A 14,249-nucleotide genomic window follows, 5' to 3' on the forward strand; every position below is an offset into this window, starting at 1 on the left:
CAATTCTCCGGCCCGCAACACCCCGCGCTTTACCCTATCGGCCCAGCAACGCCATTTCAAGTCCGTTTCCGGGAAAATCCTGTTCGCCGCGACAGGCGGCACGACCTGCCCAACGGCTAAGCCAGCGCCTTATCACCGGCCCCGTCCCGTGCCGGCCCCATAGGTCTCGCGCCAAGCCGTGGGCGAGACGCCCACCAGCCGACGAAAACGCTCCCGAAACGCGGCGGCCGAACCAAAGCCCACGGCAGCCGCCACCGCCTCCACGCCCAGGTTCGTGGTTTCCAGCAGCGCCTGGGCCCGGCGCACCCTGGCCCGGGCCAGCCAGTCCATGGGGGCCGCCCCGAGCTGCTCCCGGAAGCGGCGGTGCAGCGTGCGCGGACTCAGGCGGGCCTGGGCGGCCATGGTTTCCAGGGAGAGCTCGACATGGAGGTTTTCCAGCAGCCAGACCTGCAAGGCGGCCAGGCTGTCGTCCGCGCCCGGGGCCACGCGGCGCAGGCGCTGGGCGCAGCCGCCATGGCGCTCCAGGGGCAGCACGAAAAACTCGGCGCACCCTTCGGCCACGGCCGCGCCGCAGTCCTTACGCACCAGATGCAGACACAAGTCGATGCCGGAAGCCAGGCCGGCCGAAGTCAGCACCGCGCCGTTATCGACGAACAGGACATCATCCGCCACGGCAACCGCCGGGTACAGCCGGGCCAGGTCGGCCGTCTTGGCCCAATGGGTGGTGGCCGGCAAGCCGTCGAGCAGTCCGGCGGCAGCCATAACGAAGGCTCCGGTGCAGATGGAGGCCAGGCGCGCTCCCCCTGTCGCCGCCCGGCGCAAGGCCTGGGCCACCGCCGCGTCGGCAAAGGCCTCCGGCTCCATGATACCGGGGATGACCACGGTGTCGGCCTCGGGCAGCCTCTCCAGGGGCGCAACCCCGCCAAGGGCATGCGCGCCGCTGCGGATCGGATCGCCCGGGCCGCACAGGAACACCTCGTAAGGCTTGCTCCCGTCCGGGAGACGGATTTGGGCGAAAAGCGCCTGGGGGATGGCCAGATCAAAGGCCACGAATCCGGGCAGGGCCAGGATGGCCAGCCGATGGGGCGTGGGGAATATGGGCATGGTGGATTCCGTCGGGACACGGGCAGCAGGCGTTTGACCATATTCCGGCGGCAATTGGCCGGCAAGCCCCTTTCGGGAAAACGGCGGCGGCGTAGACCAGGGGAAAACGATCACCCTAGGAGTTTTTATGAATCGCCGCCATTTCTCCCTGGCCTGCCTGGGCCTGGCCGCCGCCGCCAGCGCGGGCGTGGCCCCGGCCCTGGCCGCCGCCCCGACGGGAGCATCCGGTCCGGCCAAACGCGAGCCCGGCAAGCCCCATATCGCCTTTCTGCTGTTTGACGGCATAACGGCCCAGGACATGATCGGCCCGGCCACGGTGCTCGGCGCTTCGGGCCGGTTCACCATGGACTATGTCTGGCGCGACACGAATCCGGTGCGGGCCGAAAGCCGCTCCCCGGCCGAGCTGCGCATCGTGCCCACGGCCACCTTCGCCGAGACCACCAGCGCCGACATCCTGTGCGTGCCGGGCACGAGCAACGTGTTCGCCCAGTTGCGCCAGCCCGATATCCTCGACTGGGTGGCCCGGGTCGGGGCCACGGCGACGTGGGTAACCAGCGTGTGCACCGGCTCGTTCATCCTGGGGGCGGCCGGGTTGCTGCGCGGCTACAAGGCCACCTCCCACTGGACCCTGGTGGACGAACTGGCTGCCTTTGGGGCCATCCCGACCCGGGAGCGGGTGGTGGCCGACCGCAACCGCCTGACCGGGGCCGGGGTGACCTCGGGCATCGACTTCGGGCTGACGCTTTTGGCCAAGCTGTGCGGCGACGACGTGGCCAAGACCATCCAGCTTACCCTGGAGTACGACCCGGAGCCGCCCTTTGCCTGCGGCTCGCCCAAATCGGCCCCGGCCGAACTGACCGCCAAGGCCAAGGCCGGCTATCTGGCCTATCTGGAGCAGGTCGCGCCCGACGCCCGCCAGCTCTTGGAGGCGGCCTCCAAGCGCCTGGGCGTTAAAACTTCCTGACCGCCCCGCTCTTCCCCGCGCGCCCTCCGGCTTCCACCCGGGACCAGACGGGCGCGCGCCAACAAAACGCCTGTCCTCCCGGCTCCCCAGCCGTCAAGACAACCGCTCCCCGCCGAACCCCCTTTACCCCTTTTCCCATTTGGGGGGTCCGGGGGCCTCAGGCCCCCGGCCGCCGGCCTCTTTTCCTCTTCCGACGCAGCCTAGGGCCGCGTCGACAGGCCGTACTTGCGAAACAGGTCATACAGCCGCGACGGCGACAGGCCGCTGGCCTGGGCGGCCCGGACCACGTTGCCCCGGCTGGCTTCGAGCAGGTCGCGCAGGTAGCGCCGTTCCACGTCTTCCAGGGCCTGGCGGCGGTAGTCCTTCCAGGGCATGACCGCCCCACGGGCCGGCTCGGCCGCATCGGGGCGCAGGGCCTCGCCCGGCTCGCACAGGCCGGTCACCCGCAGCATTTGCAGGCGGATCTCGTCGGGCAGATGCTTGGGATAGAGCACGGGTTCGCCGCGATGCTGGAGCAGCACGCGCTCCAAAGTGCCGAACAGGTCGCGGACGTTGCCGGGCCAGGAGTAGGCGCACAGCACCTGGAAGAACTCCTCGGCAAAGCCCTTGGTGGGCAGGCCGTAGCGGCTGCACAGCCGGTTCATGTGGTGGATGGTGAGCTGGCGGATGTCTTCCGGGCGCTGCCGCAGGGGGGGCAGGGTGATGACGATGGTGCGCAGGCGGTAGAGCAGGTCGTCGCGGAAGGCTCCGGCCGCGGCCATGGCGGACAGGTCGCGGTTGGTGGCGGCCACCAGCCGGAAATCGCTCGACAGTTCGCGTTTGGAGCCCACCGGCCGGAACCGGCCGTCCTGGAGCACGCGCAGGAAGGTCTTTTGGATGGCCGGGGAGAGTTCGCCGATTTCATCGAGAAACAGCGTGCCCCCGTCGGCCAGCTTGAACAGTCCGTCGCGGTCGCGGTCCGCGCCGGTAAAGGCTCCCTTGACGTGGCCGAAAAGCACGCTTTCGACCAGGCTTTCGGGCAGGGCGGCGCAGTCCACCACCACGAAATTGCTGACGGCCCGTGCGGAGTTGGCGTGGATGGCCCGGGCGAAGAGTTCCTTGCCGGTGCCGGTCTCGCCGGTGACCAGGACGGCGGCGTCGGAATCGGCGGCCTGGGCCACGAGGTCCAGGCAGGCTTCCATGGCCGGGGCCGCGCCGATGATGGCCTCGCGCTTGAGCACCGACGGCGGGCGGCGGGCGGCCTTCTGGGCCCGGTATTCCAAGGCCCGGGTCAGGGGCAAGGTGACGCGGTTGGGGGTCAGCGGCTTTTGGATGTAGTCCCAGGCCCCGGATTTGATGGCGATGGCCGCGCCTTCGGGGTCTTCCTGGCCGGTGACGATGATGACCTCGGGCGCGCCGGCGGCGGTCTTGACGTCGGGGAGCAGGTCCAGGCCGTAGCCGTCGGGCAGGCGCAAATCGAGCAGCACCACGTCCAGGCGCTCCCGGGCCAGGGTGAGGCGGCCCTGCTCGATGGAGCCGGCCCAATGGAGGGTATGGCCCAGGCGGCGCATGAGCGCGCCAAAGGTTTCGCGCAGGATGGGGTCGTCGTCGACGAGGAGAATGTGGGCCATGGGTCTGATTCCATTTCCGAATAATCGGACTAACGCATTGTGGGGCCGACACCCGGCCCCCGTCAAGGCGCATTGCCGTGACGAAGGCCGGACACCGGCCCCACAAGATGGGGGTCCGGGGGCCTTAGGCCCCCGGCGGGGCGCGGGGCAGCGCCCCGCTTCCCAAGCTCCCCTGCCGCTATTCTTCCTTCTTCTTGCTCTCGGCCACCACCTTCTCGGCGATGGGCGGCGGGCATTCCTCGTAGTGGTCGAAGGCGAGGGTGAACGCGCCCTGGCCGCCGGTGGTGGAGCTCAAGGTCTTGGCGTATTCCTGCATCTCGGCCATGGGCACATGGGCCTGGATTTCCGTGATGCCACCGGTTGAGTCGGACCCCAGCACCTTGCCGCGCCGGCTGGACAGGTCGCCGATGATGTCGCCCATGTATTCGTCCGGGCAGCTCACCGACACCAAGACGATGGGTTCAAGCAAGGAGATCTTGAGCTTTTCGCAGGCCGCCTTGAAGGCGATGGAGCCGGCGATCTTAAAGGCCATTTCCGAGGAGTCCACGGTGTGGAAGGTGCCGTCGAAAAGCGTCACCTTGAAGTCGACCATGGGATAGCCGGCCAGGTAGCCGCGCGCGGCCGATTCCTGCACGCCCTTGTCCACGGCCGGGATGTACTGCCGGGGAATGGCGCCGCCGACGATGGCGTCCACAAAGGCGTAGCCGCCGCCGCGCGGCTGGCCTTCCATGCGAATCCAGCAGTCGCCGAACTGGCCGCGTCCGCCGGTCTGCTTCTTGTGGCGGCCCTGGACCTCGACCTTGCCCTTGACCGTCTCGCGGTAGGGAATTTTCGGGGCCTTGAGCACCGGCGTGACCTTATAGCGCCGCTTGGCCTTTTCCACGGCCGTTTCCAGATGGGTCTGGCCCATGCCGGCGATGAGGATGTCGCCGGTCTCCTCGTCGCGGGTGATGGACAGCGTGATGTCTTCGTCCAGGAGCTTGGACATGGCCGCGAAGACCTTGTCCTCGTCGCCCTTCTCGGCCGGAGCCAGGGCGTAGGAAATCATGGGCGGGGCCAGGACCGGGGCGGGAATGACCACGGGCTTTTTGGGGTCGCACAGGGTATGGCCGGTGGCCGTGTCCTTGAGCTTGGCCAGGGCGATGACCGACCCCGGGCCGGCCGGCTCCTTGGAGATGACGGTTTCCTTGCCCAGGGGCAACAGGATCTGGCCGGCGCGCTCCAGGGTGTCGGTGGCCGGATTGTGCAGTTCCTGGTTGGTGGCGATGGTTCCGGTCAGCACGCGCACGATGGAGAGCTGGCCGGCGAAGGGATCGAACAGCGTCTTCACCACAAAGGCGACGGCCGGGCCGGACTCGCTGGCCGTGATCTCGCCGGTCTCGGTGGCGATGACCTTGTCGCCGCCGGCGGCCTCCAGCGGGCCGGGCAGGTAGTTCTGGACGGCGGCCAAAAGGCGCGCGCCGCCCATGGCCTTCAGCGCCGCGCCGCAGCACACCGGGCACAGCGCCCCGGACAGCGTGGCCTTGTGCACGGCGGCCAGCAGTTCCTCCACGGCGATCTCCTCGCCTTCGAGGTAGCGCTCCATGAGCTGCTCGTCGGACACGGCCACTTCCTCGATCATGGTCTCACGAAGGGTCTCGACATCGTCGGCCATGTCGGCAGGGATGGGGCCTTCGGTGGACCCGCCTTTGTCGTCGAAAAAGTAGGCCTTGCCCTCAAGGACGTTGACCACGCCCCTAAACGCCTCTTTCTCGCCGATGGGGAGATTTTGGATGTAGGTCTTAACGCCCAGCTTTTCCTTGATGCCGTTGAGCGCCATCTCGAAATCGGCTCGGTCGCGGTCCATTTTGTTGATGAAAAAGAGCGTGGGCAGACCAAGCTTGGCGACTTCGCCCCAGAGCTTTTTGGTCAGCGGCTTGACGCCGTCCACGGCGTCGACCACAAAGACCACGCCGTCCACGGCGCGCAGCAGATAGGGCAGATCGCCGTTGAAGCTGCCGTCGCCCGGGATGTCCAGGAGAAAATGACGGTTTTTCTGGAACTGGAAGGCGGCCAGACCGGGCTGGGTGCTGCCCCGGCGCTTTATTTCCTCGGGCTCGTAGTCCAGGGTGGTGGCCCCTTCCTCGATCTTGCCCAGTCGCGGGATGGCGCCGGCGGTAAAAAGGAGCATTTCGGCCACAGAGGTCTTGCCGCATCCGCCGTGGCCGATCAGGGCGTAGGTGCGTTGGCTGGCGAGGTTTTCCGACATTCCCTTCTCCCTTGTGCTAGGCGTTGTCACCGTGGTCCAAACGCCTGGGGGCGTTTTTCCTGTCCCATATCGAAAGCCGGCGGGCCGGCTTTGTGACGAAGCGAATCGAGAGAGAGATCGGGCGGAAATCCGGGCATTTTCAGGCCCTTGGCTTTTCCGCGAGTTTGGGCATATTGGATGAGGCGTCACCCCTTGTCAAGACGACAACTTCCTGAAATCACAAACTCTACGGCAAAAAGCCAAGAATACCGACACCGTGCAGCCACTCTTTCTTCACCCTCGCGACATCGACCTGTCCGCCCCGCACCTGTTCTGGGCCGCCCCGCCCGACGCGGCGCTGACCGATTCCCTGGCCGCCCTGGGACAGGTCACCCCGGCCCTGGTCATTGAAACCGACGGCCGGCCCATCCTGGCCGCCGGCAGCAGGCGCGCCGCCGCCCTGCGGGAGATCAAAGGCCGCACCCTGTGCGCCCTGGCCCTGCCCGAGGCTGACCCCGAGACCCATCCCCAGGCCCCGGACGGCGGCCCGCTGCCCCTGGCCCTGCGCCTGGGGCTTATCTATCTCGCCACCAACCTCGGCCGGGCCGTCACCGACGCCATGGCCGTGGCCGCCGGGCGCTATTTCGCCCCCCTGGCCGGCGTGGACGGCTTCCTGGCTCTGGCCGGCCCCCTGCTTTTCGCCCCGGACGACCGGCGCGGCCGGCTGCTTGCCCGCTGGCTCACCCTGCCGCCGGCCCTGGATGCGTGGCTTGCCTCGGGCCATGTGCCGCTGGGGGCCGGCGAACGGCTCGCCGCCCTGGACCCGGACGATCTCAATGCCTTTATGCCGCTTCTGGGGGCCGTGCGCTGGTCGCGCGGCAGCCTTTCGGCGGCGTTGACCTTTTTGACCGAAGCCGCCCGGCTGGCCGGCGAGACGCCGGCCGCGACGCTCACCCGCTCGGGCCTGCTCGACCTGCCCGGCCGGGGGCTGTCGCCCAATGACCTGACCGCCGGACTGCTGGCCGGCCTGCGCCGGCTGCGCTATCCGGCCGTCACCACCCTGGAGGCCCGGTTCACGGCGCTTTCCCGGGAACTCTCGCGGGGCAGCCGGGTGAAAATCCGCCCCAGCCAGGGCTTCGAGTCCGACAGCGCCACCTTCGAGGTCACGGTGAAAAACCGCCAGGAGCTGTCCAAGGCCGCCGCCGACCTGGCCGCCATGGCCGTCGCCCCGGCCCTGCCCAGGCTCCTTTCCGTGGCCCAGGAGGAAATGTCCGAAGAGCCGGGAGAAAAAACGTGAGCGCGCCGCTGTGGGACATCACGGCCCTGGCCTTGGACGCGGCCGTGGCCCAAACGCCCATGGCCGCCCGGGCCAGGGCCGCCCTGCCCGAGGCGGCCGTGACCGTGCTGGCCCCGGGCGATCCCCTGCCCCAGGCCCCGAACGGCGGCCGGGCGCTGCACGTCAAAGCCCACCCCGGCCGGTTCCTGCGCCCCTGCCCGGCCACCCGCCATTACCGCTGCTGCGGCTACCAGATCATCCACATCGGCGAGAACTGCCCCATGGACTGCTCGTACTGCATCCTGCGGGCCTATTTCCGCGACCGCACGCTGACCGCCTTTGCCAACACCGAGGCCATGTTCGCCGAGTTGGGCCGGGTGTTTGGCCGCGACCCCAGCCGGCTGTTTCGCGTCGGCACCGGCCAGTTCGCCGACGCCCTGGCCCTGGAACCCATCACCGGCCACACCCGCGAACTCCTGGGCTTTCTGGCCGGCCATCCCAACGTCGTGCTGGAACTCAAGTCCAAGACCGCCGATCTCAGCTGGATGGAGGCCGACCCGGACCCGAAAACGGTGCTACCGTCCTGGTCGCTTAACGCCCCGGTGATCGTGGCCGCCCAGGAGCGCGACACGGCCTCGCTCGAAGCCCGGCTTGCGGCGGCCAGGGCCTGCGTGGGGGCCGGCTACCGGGTCTGCCTGCACTTCGACCCCATCTGCTGGTTCGAGGGCTGGGAGCGGGAGTACGCCACAACCGTGGACATGATTTTCGATTATCTCGCCCCGGACGACATCGCCTACATCAGCCTGGGGTCGTTTCGCTGCCTGCCCGAGCTGCCCGGGCGGCTTATGGCCGAGGGCCGGGAGCTGCCGCGCTACATGCTTGGCGAGTTCACCATCGGCCCGGACGGCAAGACGCGGCTGTTGCGGCCCCTTCGGGTGCGGCAATTGCGTTTCATGGCCCGTCGGCTGGCCGGACACGGCTTTTCGCAGGGGCTTTATTGCTGTATGGAGTCGGACGAGGTCTGGCGCGCCGCCTTGGGCCAGGCTCCCCGGGACCTTGGGGGGCTGGCCGCCCATCTGCTGTCGCGCGCCCACAACCCCGGAGGAACGCGGCCATGCTCGTAGACTACGCCGACACCCTGGACCGGCTGGAAAAGGCCCTGGGCCGCCACTTCGCCGACTCGCCGTCGATTTTAAACGTGCCGGGCGTGTCCGTGGCCCTGAAAATCGACCCGTTTTACTATCTGGCCCTGCGGCCGGCCTTTTTCGAGCTGTTGGGCAAATGGGCGGCCGTGCCGCCGTCGCGGGTTGAAGAGACGCTCCTGCGCACGGGCAACATCGTGCTCGGGCCGGGCAAGGCGCGTTACGACAAGCCGATCAGCGTCTTCGAGGACGGCACGCGCACGGTGCTCAAGCTGCCGGCCGATTTCGTGCCGGCCGAGTGGATCGACCGGGCCGTGACCATGTACGGCGGCGAGGCCGGGCCGTTGCCGGTCTCCGGGCTGCGTCTGGCCGAGGGGCAACGCGAGACGCTGGCCCGGCTTTTTGCCGGCAAGACCGAACTGGCCGCCCTGGCTTTCGCCGCGCCCTGGCAAAGTTGAACAACAGCCCCTTGCCTTGACACAAATGGCCGTTGAGAGGCATGTGGGCAACATCGACTACAGATGGCCGCCGGCCATGGAGGGATATCGTGAAACGTCTGCTTGTCCTGTTGCCGCTTCTGTGCCTGCTTCTGGCGTCCTGTTCTTCCACCATGAATTTCTTCGGCTTTGGCGGCAAGGAGGACAAACCGCAGGAACCCACCATCGTCATGGTGGATTACGGCATCTATCAAAACGGCGCGTTGTCCCTGGCCACCACCAGCGTGCCGCGCCAGCTCGGAGCCACCTTCGGCATGCGTTTCAAGACCCTCAAGCCCGAGGGCGGCGTCTCCAAGGTGAAGATCATCACCACCACGCCGGGCATCATCGATCCGGCCAAAAACGCCGTGGTCTTCACCACCGAGTCCGTGGAGACCATCGCCACGGGCAAGGAATACCACTGCACCTTCACCTTCCAGAAGGAATGGGAGATGGCCAGCGGCGACTGGACGCTGACGGCCATCGCCGAGGACGGCAGCCAGGTGAAAAAGACCTTCCAGGTCTTCAATCCCCAGCCCTAGGGCACATTTTTTCGCTGTTGTCAGCGCCCGGGACAAGGCCTGTCCCGGGCGCTTTTTTATTGGCGTGCTTGTGGCGAACCCTTGCCAGCCAATCGATATCCAGATATAGAATAGGAGTGTCAATAATCAACCTGTAACAAAAAGGATGGTTACCATGGGACACTCCTATGCCGGCACAATGACAATCGAGGGCGGGGCCACGCTGTCGTACATTTCCGTTGACGGCAAAAGCGTTGTCGTTGCGGCGACCGTCGGGGGAGTCTTGCAAGGAGCAGCGACGCTTGATGCTGCCAATGCCAGCGCGAAACTCTGCAACCAGGGCATGCCGGGGTCTGGGGTCCCCTCTGTCGAAGTGGTGTTTGCGTTAGCGGCGCAGGTGACGTTGAGTTGGACGTTAAGCTGGGCAGGGATGCCCAGCGGCTCGACAAGCAGCGGCATCTTGGCCGGTTGGCCCGTTTAACAACAACAGCGGGCGTCTTTTTGGGGGCAGCCTGGCGGCTTGGTGAAAAGCTGCTTCCGGTTTGCTGGTCATGCTCCCGCACTACTGCCGCCACCCTGTCCGGGGCAGACCCTGAGCAGGGTGGCGGCGCGCGCTGGGACAGCGACGCAGCGGCCACACCCCACTCCGGCTGAATAAAGCCCTGTCTTCGCTCCAAAGCAGCCGCAGCGACGCCTGCGTCTCATGCCGCCCCAGAATCGCTTGGGCACGCCTCCCCCGATCTTCATGCGACGCCTCCCGGCCGGCAGATGCGTACCGCCCAGGTGGCGTCCGAGGAAACCCACGGCCAATCCATTGCGCCTCAGGCCTGGGACCGTGCGGCCCTGCATCCGGCCCAAGGCGAGACGGGCGAGCATCATTTTGTGCAAATATTGCCTTACCAACTAAAATCACAGCAGAAAATAACGACCATCGTTTGTTCGCCGGCTGTTCTCTTCTTGTTCTTTGGCCGTTCTTACGTTTCCTTTCGCTGTTCGTACGGTGTTCGTATATCGAGGTCTCGCTGTTCCTTGGACGTTTCTTCGCCGTGCCTTGCTGTGCCTTTTCGGCGTGCCCGGGCGCGACATCCGGCCGTTCCGGGCGACCAATCCTTCGGTTCCAAGCCGGCCCGAGGGCGGCTTGAGCCAATACGGCAAGCCGCCGGAAACGACGACAGCGCCGCCCAACTGTGCTTATCAACATTACTTACTTGAAATCATTTTCAAAAAAACGAACACAACTTGTTCGTTGCGTGTGCGCGCCGGTTCCTTGCCGGGCTTGGCCTGTGCCTATCCCGGGCGCGGCTGTGCCTAACCGGCCCCGAACGGTTCGTTTTGGGACGGTTTATGTTCCTCAGCCGTGTCTGGTTGTTCCTTTTGGCTGGAAACGCCGACACGGCCGGGAGATTGGGGAATGTGGACGGGGAATGCGGACAAGGGACGCGACGCAACCCAACGTTGCGCCCCAAGGGTGGCGACGGCGCGGGCAAGGCCCTGCTCCGGCCGCATCCAAAAATCCAAGGGGGAGGCTGGCCGGGAGCGTCGAGTCAGCCGGCCGGCCAGGCGCGGCCGTTCTCCGGGCAGCCGCCGCCGCCGGCGGCGAAGACGGCTATTTGGCCCGCAGCAGCTCCCAGTCTATGGCCAGCACCGCCGCGATCTTTTTAAGCGTCGCCCCGCGCGGCCGGCTTTTTTTGGCCTCCATCTGGGTCACGGCGGCCGGGGAAATGGCCAGCCGGCGGCCAAGTTCCTCCCGGGTCACGCCCAGGTGCTCCCGCCAGGCCCGGATGGGCGAATAGCCTTCCTCCACCAGCCAGGCCACTTCGCGCGGCAAAGGCTTGGGGCCGTCAGCGGCATCGTTTTCCGTCGTGTCGTTGTCCGCCATCATGTCTCCTCCTGCCCGCCGCCCAGGGCGCGACGCAGCACAAAAAAAGCCGCCCGCGTCGCGGACGGCCCAAAACGTTCGCGTGCCTTCGGCTACTCCGGCCTGGCCCAGGCCGCCGCCACGAAGGGAGCCAGTGTGTCGCCGTCCTGACGGTAGAGATCCAGGGCGTCGCCCTCGGGACCCGACCAGCGCACGGCCAGCTCCCGCCCGGATGCGCTCACAAAGGCGAAAAGCGGTCGGTAGCTCTCGGGCGAAAACTCGCCGCCATCGCCAGCCTGCCACGTGCCGCCGGCCTCGGCCGTCCCGGCATGGTCCAGGTAGACCGTGGGCGCGCCGGGCATGGACCAACTCAGGGTCACCAGCTCGTCGCGGCCATGGGGCGCAAACCGGGCCAGGGACAGCCGGCCGCCGTCGGAAAGCGTGCCGATCTCCCGGCACCAGGCCACCTCGCGCCCGGTCCGGTCAGCCATTTCGCGCCGCACGGCCGGGGAACAGGGGACCTCCCCGGCGGCCGGGGTCACGGCCAGGACCTGCCGCTCGGCCAGGAAATCCTCGGTGGCCACCAGCACGTGGTCGCCCGGGCCAAAGGCCTGGCTGGCCGCGAAGACCGCGCCCGACTCTTCGGCGAAACGCTGGGACGACGCCCCGGAGTCCAGCTCGCTGCGCTGGGAACCGGCATAGGCCAGATCGACCACCCGCCCCGGGGCGGCCACGGCCTTGCGAAAGCCCTTCATGCCCCGGGCCAGGCCCGGCTCCACCGGAACGAGCACCTGCCGGCCCGGCTGGTCGGCAAAGCCGAAGGCGCTGCCCGAAAGCACCTGGTTGGCTCCCGGGTCGTCTTCCCGGTAGTTGGCCTGGGCAAGGGCCATCATGGACAAGAGCAACACCAACACCGTAACGCCGCACGCGGCCCGCCAGGGCAATTCCCGGTCAGGCTTCGCCGACTCGCTCATGCAATAATTCTCCCGCGCTTGTTCACAACTCTAGGCCGAGGGTCTCGTCCCCGAAAACGCCTGGGCGTCTCGTGGGCTGCCAACAAAACCATTGATTTTCTTACAAAATACGTTCGTATTTTGTAAGGGGCTGAGCCTTAACGTTTCCGGGCCGGCAGTCCCCAGACCTCGGCCACGGCTTGGGCCACCGCTTCGATGCACCGGTCCGCCGCCCGTTCCCGGCGGTGGACCAGGGCCAGTCCCAAGGCCATGCCTTCCCATGGCCACACGCAGGCCTCGCCGGCCGCCGCCGCCTCCAGGGCGTCGTCGCGGCGCAGCAAGGTCAGTCCGACGCCGGCCGCGACCAACGTGCGCAGCGTGGCGTCGTTGTCGCCCACCATCACCTTGTTGATGGGCAGTCCCCGGCGTGAAAACGAGGATTCGAGCAGATACTGAAACGGACAGCGCTCGGAAAACCACACCCAGGGCAGACCGGCCAGTTCGTCCCAATCGGCCCGGCGCACCCGCTCGGACCAGGAGGTCGGCCCCACCACGGCCATGGGCACCTCTTCCAGAGGGGTCACCGCCACCTCGTGCCCGGCCTCGATGATGTTGTCGTAGACGAAACCGATGTCGAGCCGGCCCAGGCGCACGTTGTCCAGGATGCGCGGCGAACTGGAATTGACCAGATGCAGCTCCACCCCGGGATGCCGCCGGGTCATGACGGCCAGGATTTCCGGCACATGCAGGCGCGCGGCTTCGTTATTAAGCCCCAGCCGCACCACGCCCGTCACGTCCTGGCGCAAGGCTCCGGCCCGCCGCCGCACGGCGTCCAGGCCGCGCAGGGCCTCCCGGGCCTCTTCCAGAAGCGCCCGGCCCTCGGCCGTCAGGCGCATGCCCTTGGGCGTGCGCGAAAAAAGCGCCACCCCGAGCTCCTCTTCCAGACCCCGGATATGGGCGCTGACCGCCGGCAGGCTGGCGTTTAACCGCTCGGCCGCCCGGGTGAGATGCTCCTCCTCGGCCACGGCCACGAAGGTGCGCAGGTGATAGTATTCCACAACGCCCCTCCCGGCGTCGCGCGTCTTCGGCCAAGCCGAAGCACCGCTTCGGACATTGCGATTGGATCGCGACCGGCGCGGCGGGCTACGGTCCGACCGAAGCCCCACTGGGGCCTATGGCACAGCCCGCCCCTGTCGTAAAGGCCGGGCCGGGCGTTACGGATGGAGGAAAAAACAATGTCCAATGTCAAGAAAATCGTCGTCGCCAGCCTGGCCGCCGCCGCGCTTTTCGCGCTGTTTGTCCTGGATCGGCCCTCGGCGGGGCCGGCCGCTCCCGCCCCACGAGGGGTCGCCGCGCCGGCCCGGGCCGATCTGGCCGAGGCGGTCTTTTCCATGGTGCTGGCCCGGGCCGGCGAGGAAGGCGTACCCCTGTCCCAACCGCCCAGCCTGTGCCAGGCCTGCGTGGCCGCCCACCTGGGGCTGGACAAAGCCGACGTGCGCGAGCGCTGCGCCCGGGCCTGCTCGCTGCAATGAAATCGGAGGCGGATGCCGCGACGGGGACGGACAAGCGGGCCATGGGCCAAGATCGCTTGGCCCGGACCTTACTCCCGGCCGTAGCGGCCAATGAGGGTGGCCGAGGCCAGGATGTGGCCCTTGGCGGCGCGCAGGAGATCTTTCTTGGCGGCCCCGGGCGGCAGATCCAGGACGGCGTCCAGGGCGTAGAGGGTGAAAACGTAGCGGTGGATGCCCGACGGCGGACGGGGTCCGGCGTAGCCGAGGCGTCCCCAGCCGTTGAGCCCGGACAGGCTGCCGTCGGCGTGGCGGGGCACGGCCGGCAGGCCCTCGGGCAGGCCCGGGGTGGCCGGGGAAAGATTGTAGAGCACGAAGTGGTCGAACACGCCGGAGACGGCGTCGGGATCGTCGCACACCAGCGCCAGGCTGGCCGCGCCGGCCGGGACGCCGGCAAACAGCAGCGGCGGCGACAGGTCCGCCCCGGCGGCGGCGTAACGGTCGGGAATCCGGCCCATATGGACAAAGGCCGGCGAGGCGAGCGTCAGCGTCTGGGGCATCGGCGCTCCTTGGACGCGTCTGGCGCGTCCCCGAGAAGTCTCTCATGCTT

The 14,249-nt window shown here is 67.7% G+C and carries 14 protein-coding genes; 7 read left to right on the forward strand and 7 right to left on the reverse strand.

Annotated features, from left to right (window positions below; genetic code table 11):
- Nucleotides 1-132: 132 nt before the first annotated feature.
- Nucleotides 133-1,104, reverse strand: a complete 972-nt coding sequence (locus tag C3Y92_RS19830; protein WP_129355580.1) for a GlxA family transcriptional regulator — start codon at nt 1,102-1,104, stop codon at nt 133-135.
- A gap of 127 nt (nt 1,105-1,231) precedes the next feature.
- On the opposite strand from C3Y92_RS19830, the gene C3Y92_RS19835 reads away from it, so the two are divergent.
- Nucleotides 1,232-2,068, forward strand: a complete 837-nt coding sequence (locus C3Y92_RS19835) for a DJ-1/PfpI family protein (protein WP_129355582.1) — start codon at nt 1,232-1,234, stop codon at nt 2,066-2,068.
- Between the two features lie 200 nt (nt 2,069-2,268).
- Here the strand turns inward: C3Y92_RS19835 and C3Y92_RS19840 are convergent, their stop codons facing one another.
- Complete coding sequence (locus C3Y92_RS19840; RefSeq protein ID WP_129355584.1) at nt 2,269-3,678, reverse strand: sigma-54-dependent transcriptional regulator; 1,410 nt, start codon at nt 3,676-3,678, stop codon at nt 2,269-2,271.
- 178 nt (nt 3,679-3,856) lie between these two features.
- On the reverse strand, nt 3,857-5,926 hold the full coding sequence (locus C3Y92_RS19845) for an elongation factor G (protein WP_129355586.1): 2,070 nt from the start codon (nt 5,924-5,926) through the stop codon (nt 3,857-3,859).
- 256 nt (nt 5,927-6,182) lie between these two features.
- Between C3Y92_RS19845 and C3Y92_RS19850 the strand changes: the two genes are divergently transcribed.
- The 5 genes from C3Y92_RS19850 to C3Y92_RS19870 all read left to right on the forward strand — a co-directional run bounded on the left by C3Y92_RS19850 (nt 6,183) and on the right by C3Y92_RS19870 (nt 9,801).
- Nucleotides 6,183-7,202: a ParB N-terminal domain-containing protein gene (locus C3Y92_RS19850; RefSeq protein WP_129355588.1), complete on the forward strand. Its 1,020-nt coding sequence runs from the start codon at nt 6,183-6,185 to the stop codon at nt 7,200-7,202.
- Nucleotides 7,199-8,305 (forward strand): spore photoproduct lyase family protein, encoded by a 1,107-nt coding sequence (locus C3Y92_RS19855; protein ID WP_129355590.1) that lies wholly within the window; start codon nt 7,199-7,201, stop codon nt 8,303-8,305. Before C3Y92_RS19850 ends, C3Y92_RS19855 begins: the two co-directional genes overlap by 4 nt.
- Complete coding sequence (locus C3Y92_RS19860; protein WP_129355592.1) at nt 8,296-8,781, forward strand: hypothetical protein; 486 nt, start codon at nt 8,296-8,298, stop codon at nt 8,779-8,781. Before C3Y92_RS19855 ends, C3Y92_RS19860 begins: the two co-directional genes overlap by 10 nt.
- Before the next feature lie 89 nt (nt 8,782-8,870).
- On the forward strand, nt 8,871-9,341 hold the full coding sequence (locus tag C3Y92_RS19865) for a DUF3859 domain-containing protein (RefSeq protein WP_129355594.1): 471 nt from the start codon (nt 8,871-8,873) through the stop codon (nt 9,339-9,341).
- A gap of 154 nt (nt 9,342-9,495) precedes the next feature.
- Nucleotides 9,496-9,801 carry a hypothetical protein gene (locus tag C3Y92_RS19870; protein ID WP_129355596.1) on the forward strand — a complete coding sequence of 102 codons (306 nt, stop codon included), beginning with the start codon at nt 9,496-9,498 and terminating at the stop codon, nt 9,799-9,801.
- Between the two features lie 1,125 nt (nt 9,802-10,926).
- On the opposite strand, the gene C3Y92_RS19875 is transcribed toward C3Y92_RS19870, so the two are convergent.
- The 3 genes from C3Y92_RS19875 to C3Y92_RS19885 form a co-directional block, all read right to left on the reverse strand.
- Entirely contained in the window at nt 10,927-11,202 is a 276-nt protein-coding gene (locus tag C3Y92_RS19875) for a helix-turn-helix domain-containing protein (RefSeq protein WP_207214013.1), read from the reverse strand.
- Between the two features lie 89 nt (nt 11,203-11,291).
- Nucleotides 11,292-12,152, reverse strand: a complete 861-nt coding sequence (locus C3Y92_RS19880; protein WP_129355598.1) for a hypothetical protein — start codon at nt 12,150-12,152, stop codon at nt 11,292-11,294.
- 137 nt (nt 12,153-12,289) lie between these two features.
- On the reverse strand, nt 12,290-13,189 hold the full coding sequence (locus tag C3Y92_RS19885; RefSeq protein WP_129355600.1) for a LysR family transcriptional regulator: 900 nt from the start codon (nt 13,187-13,189) through the stop codon (nt 12,290-12,292).
- A gap of 177 nt (nt 13,190-13,366) precedes the next feature.
- Between C3Y92_RS19885 and C3Y92_RS19890 the strand changes: the two genes are divergently transcribed.
- Nucleotides 13,367-13,663 (forward strand): hypothetical protein, encoded by a 297-nt coding sequence (locus tag C3Y92_RS19890; RefSeq protein ID WP_129355602.1) that lies wholly within the window; start codon nt 13,367-13,369, stop codon nt 13,661-13,663.
- Between the two features lie 68 nt (nt 13,664-13,731).
- Here C3Y92_RS19890 and C3Y92_RS19895 read toward each other — a convergent pair whose 3' ends face one another.
- Nucleotides 13,732-14,199 carry a YbhB/YbcL family Raf kinase inhibitor-like protein gene (locus tag C3Y92_RS19895; RefSeq protein ID WP_129355604.1) on the reverse strand — a complete coding sequence of 156 codons (468 nt, stop codon included), beginning with the start codon at nt 14,197-14,199 and terminating at the stop codon, nt 13,732-13,734.
- Between the last annotated feature and the right edge of the window lie 50 nt (nt 14,200-14,249).

Origin of the sequence: Solidesulfovibrio carbinolicus, from assembly GCF_004135975.1 — a bacterium.
GTDB classification, from domain to species: domain Bacteria; phylum Desulfobacterota; class Desulfovibrionia; order Desulfovibrionales; family Desulfovibrionaceae; genus Solidesulfovibrio; species Solidesulfovibrio carbinolicus.

What these genes read in the sequence shown, in the direction of transcription:
- C3Y92_RS19830 (WP_129355580.1), bottom strand. Translation starts at nt 1,104, where the DNA reads ATGCCCATATTCCCCACGCCCCATCGGCTGGCCATCCTGGCCCTGCCC.
- C3Y92_RS19835 (WP_129355582.1), top strand. Translation starts at nt 1,232, where the DNA reads ATGAATCGCCGCCATTTCTCCCTGGCCTGCCTGGGCCTGGCCGCCGCC.
- C3Y92_RS19840 (WP_129355584.1), bottom strand. Translation starts at nt 3,678, where the DNA reads ATGGCCCACATTCTCCTCGTCGACGACGACCCCATCCTGCGCGAAACC.
- C3Y92_RS19845 (WP_129355586.1), bottom strand. Translation starts at nt 5,926, where the DNA reads ATGTCGGAAAACCTCGCCAGCCAACGCACCTACGCCCTGATCGGCCAC.
- C3Y92_RS19860 (WP_129355592.1), top strand. Translation starts at nt 8,296, where the DNA reads ATGCTCGTAGACTACGCCGACACCCTGGACCGGCTGGAAAAGGCCCTG.
- C3Y92_RS19870 (WP_129355596.1), top strand. Translation starts at nt 9,496, where the DNA reads ATGGGACACTCCTATGCCGGCACAATGACAATCGAGGGCGGGGCCACG.
- C3Y92_RS19875 (WP_207214013.1), bottom strand. Translation starts at nt 11,202, where the DNA reads ATGATGGCGGACAACGACACGACGGAAAACGATGCCGCTGACGGCCCC.
- C3Y92_RS19880 (WP_129355598.1), bottom strand. Translation starts at nt 12,152, where the DNA reads ATGAGCGAGTCGGCGAAGCCTGACCGGGAATTGCCCTGGCGGGCCGCG.
- C3Y92_RS19890 (WP_129355602.1), top strand. Translation starts at nt 13,367, where the DNA reads ATGTCCAATGTCAAGAAAATCGTCGTCGCCAGCCTGGCCGCCGCCGCG.
- C3Y92_RS19895 (WP_129355604.1), bottom strand. Translation starts at nt 14,199, where the DNA reads ATGCCCCAGACGCTGACGCTCGCCTCGCCGGCCTTTGTCCATATGGGC.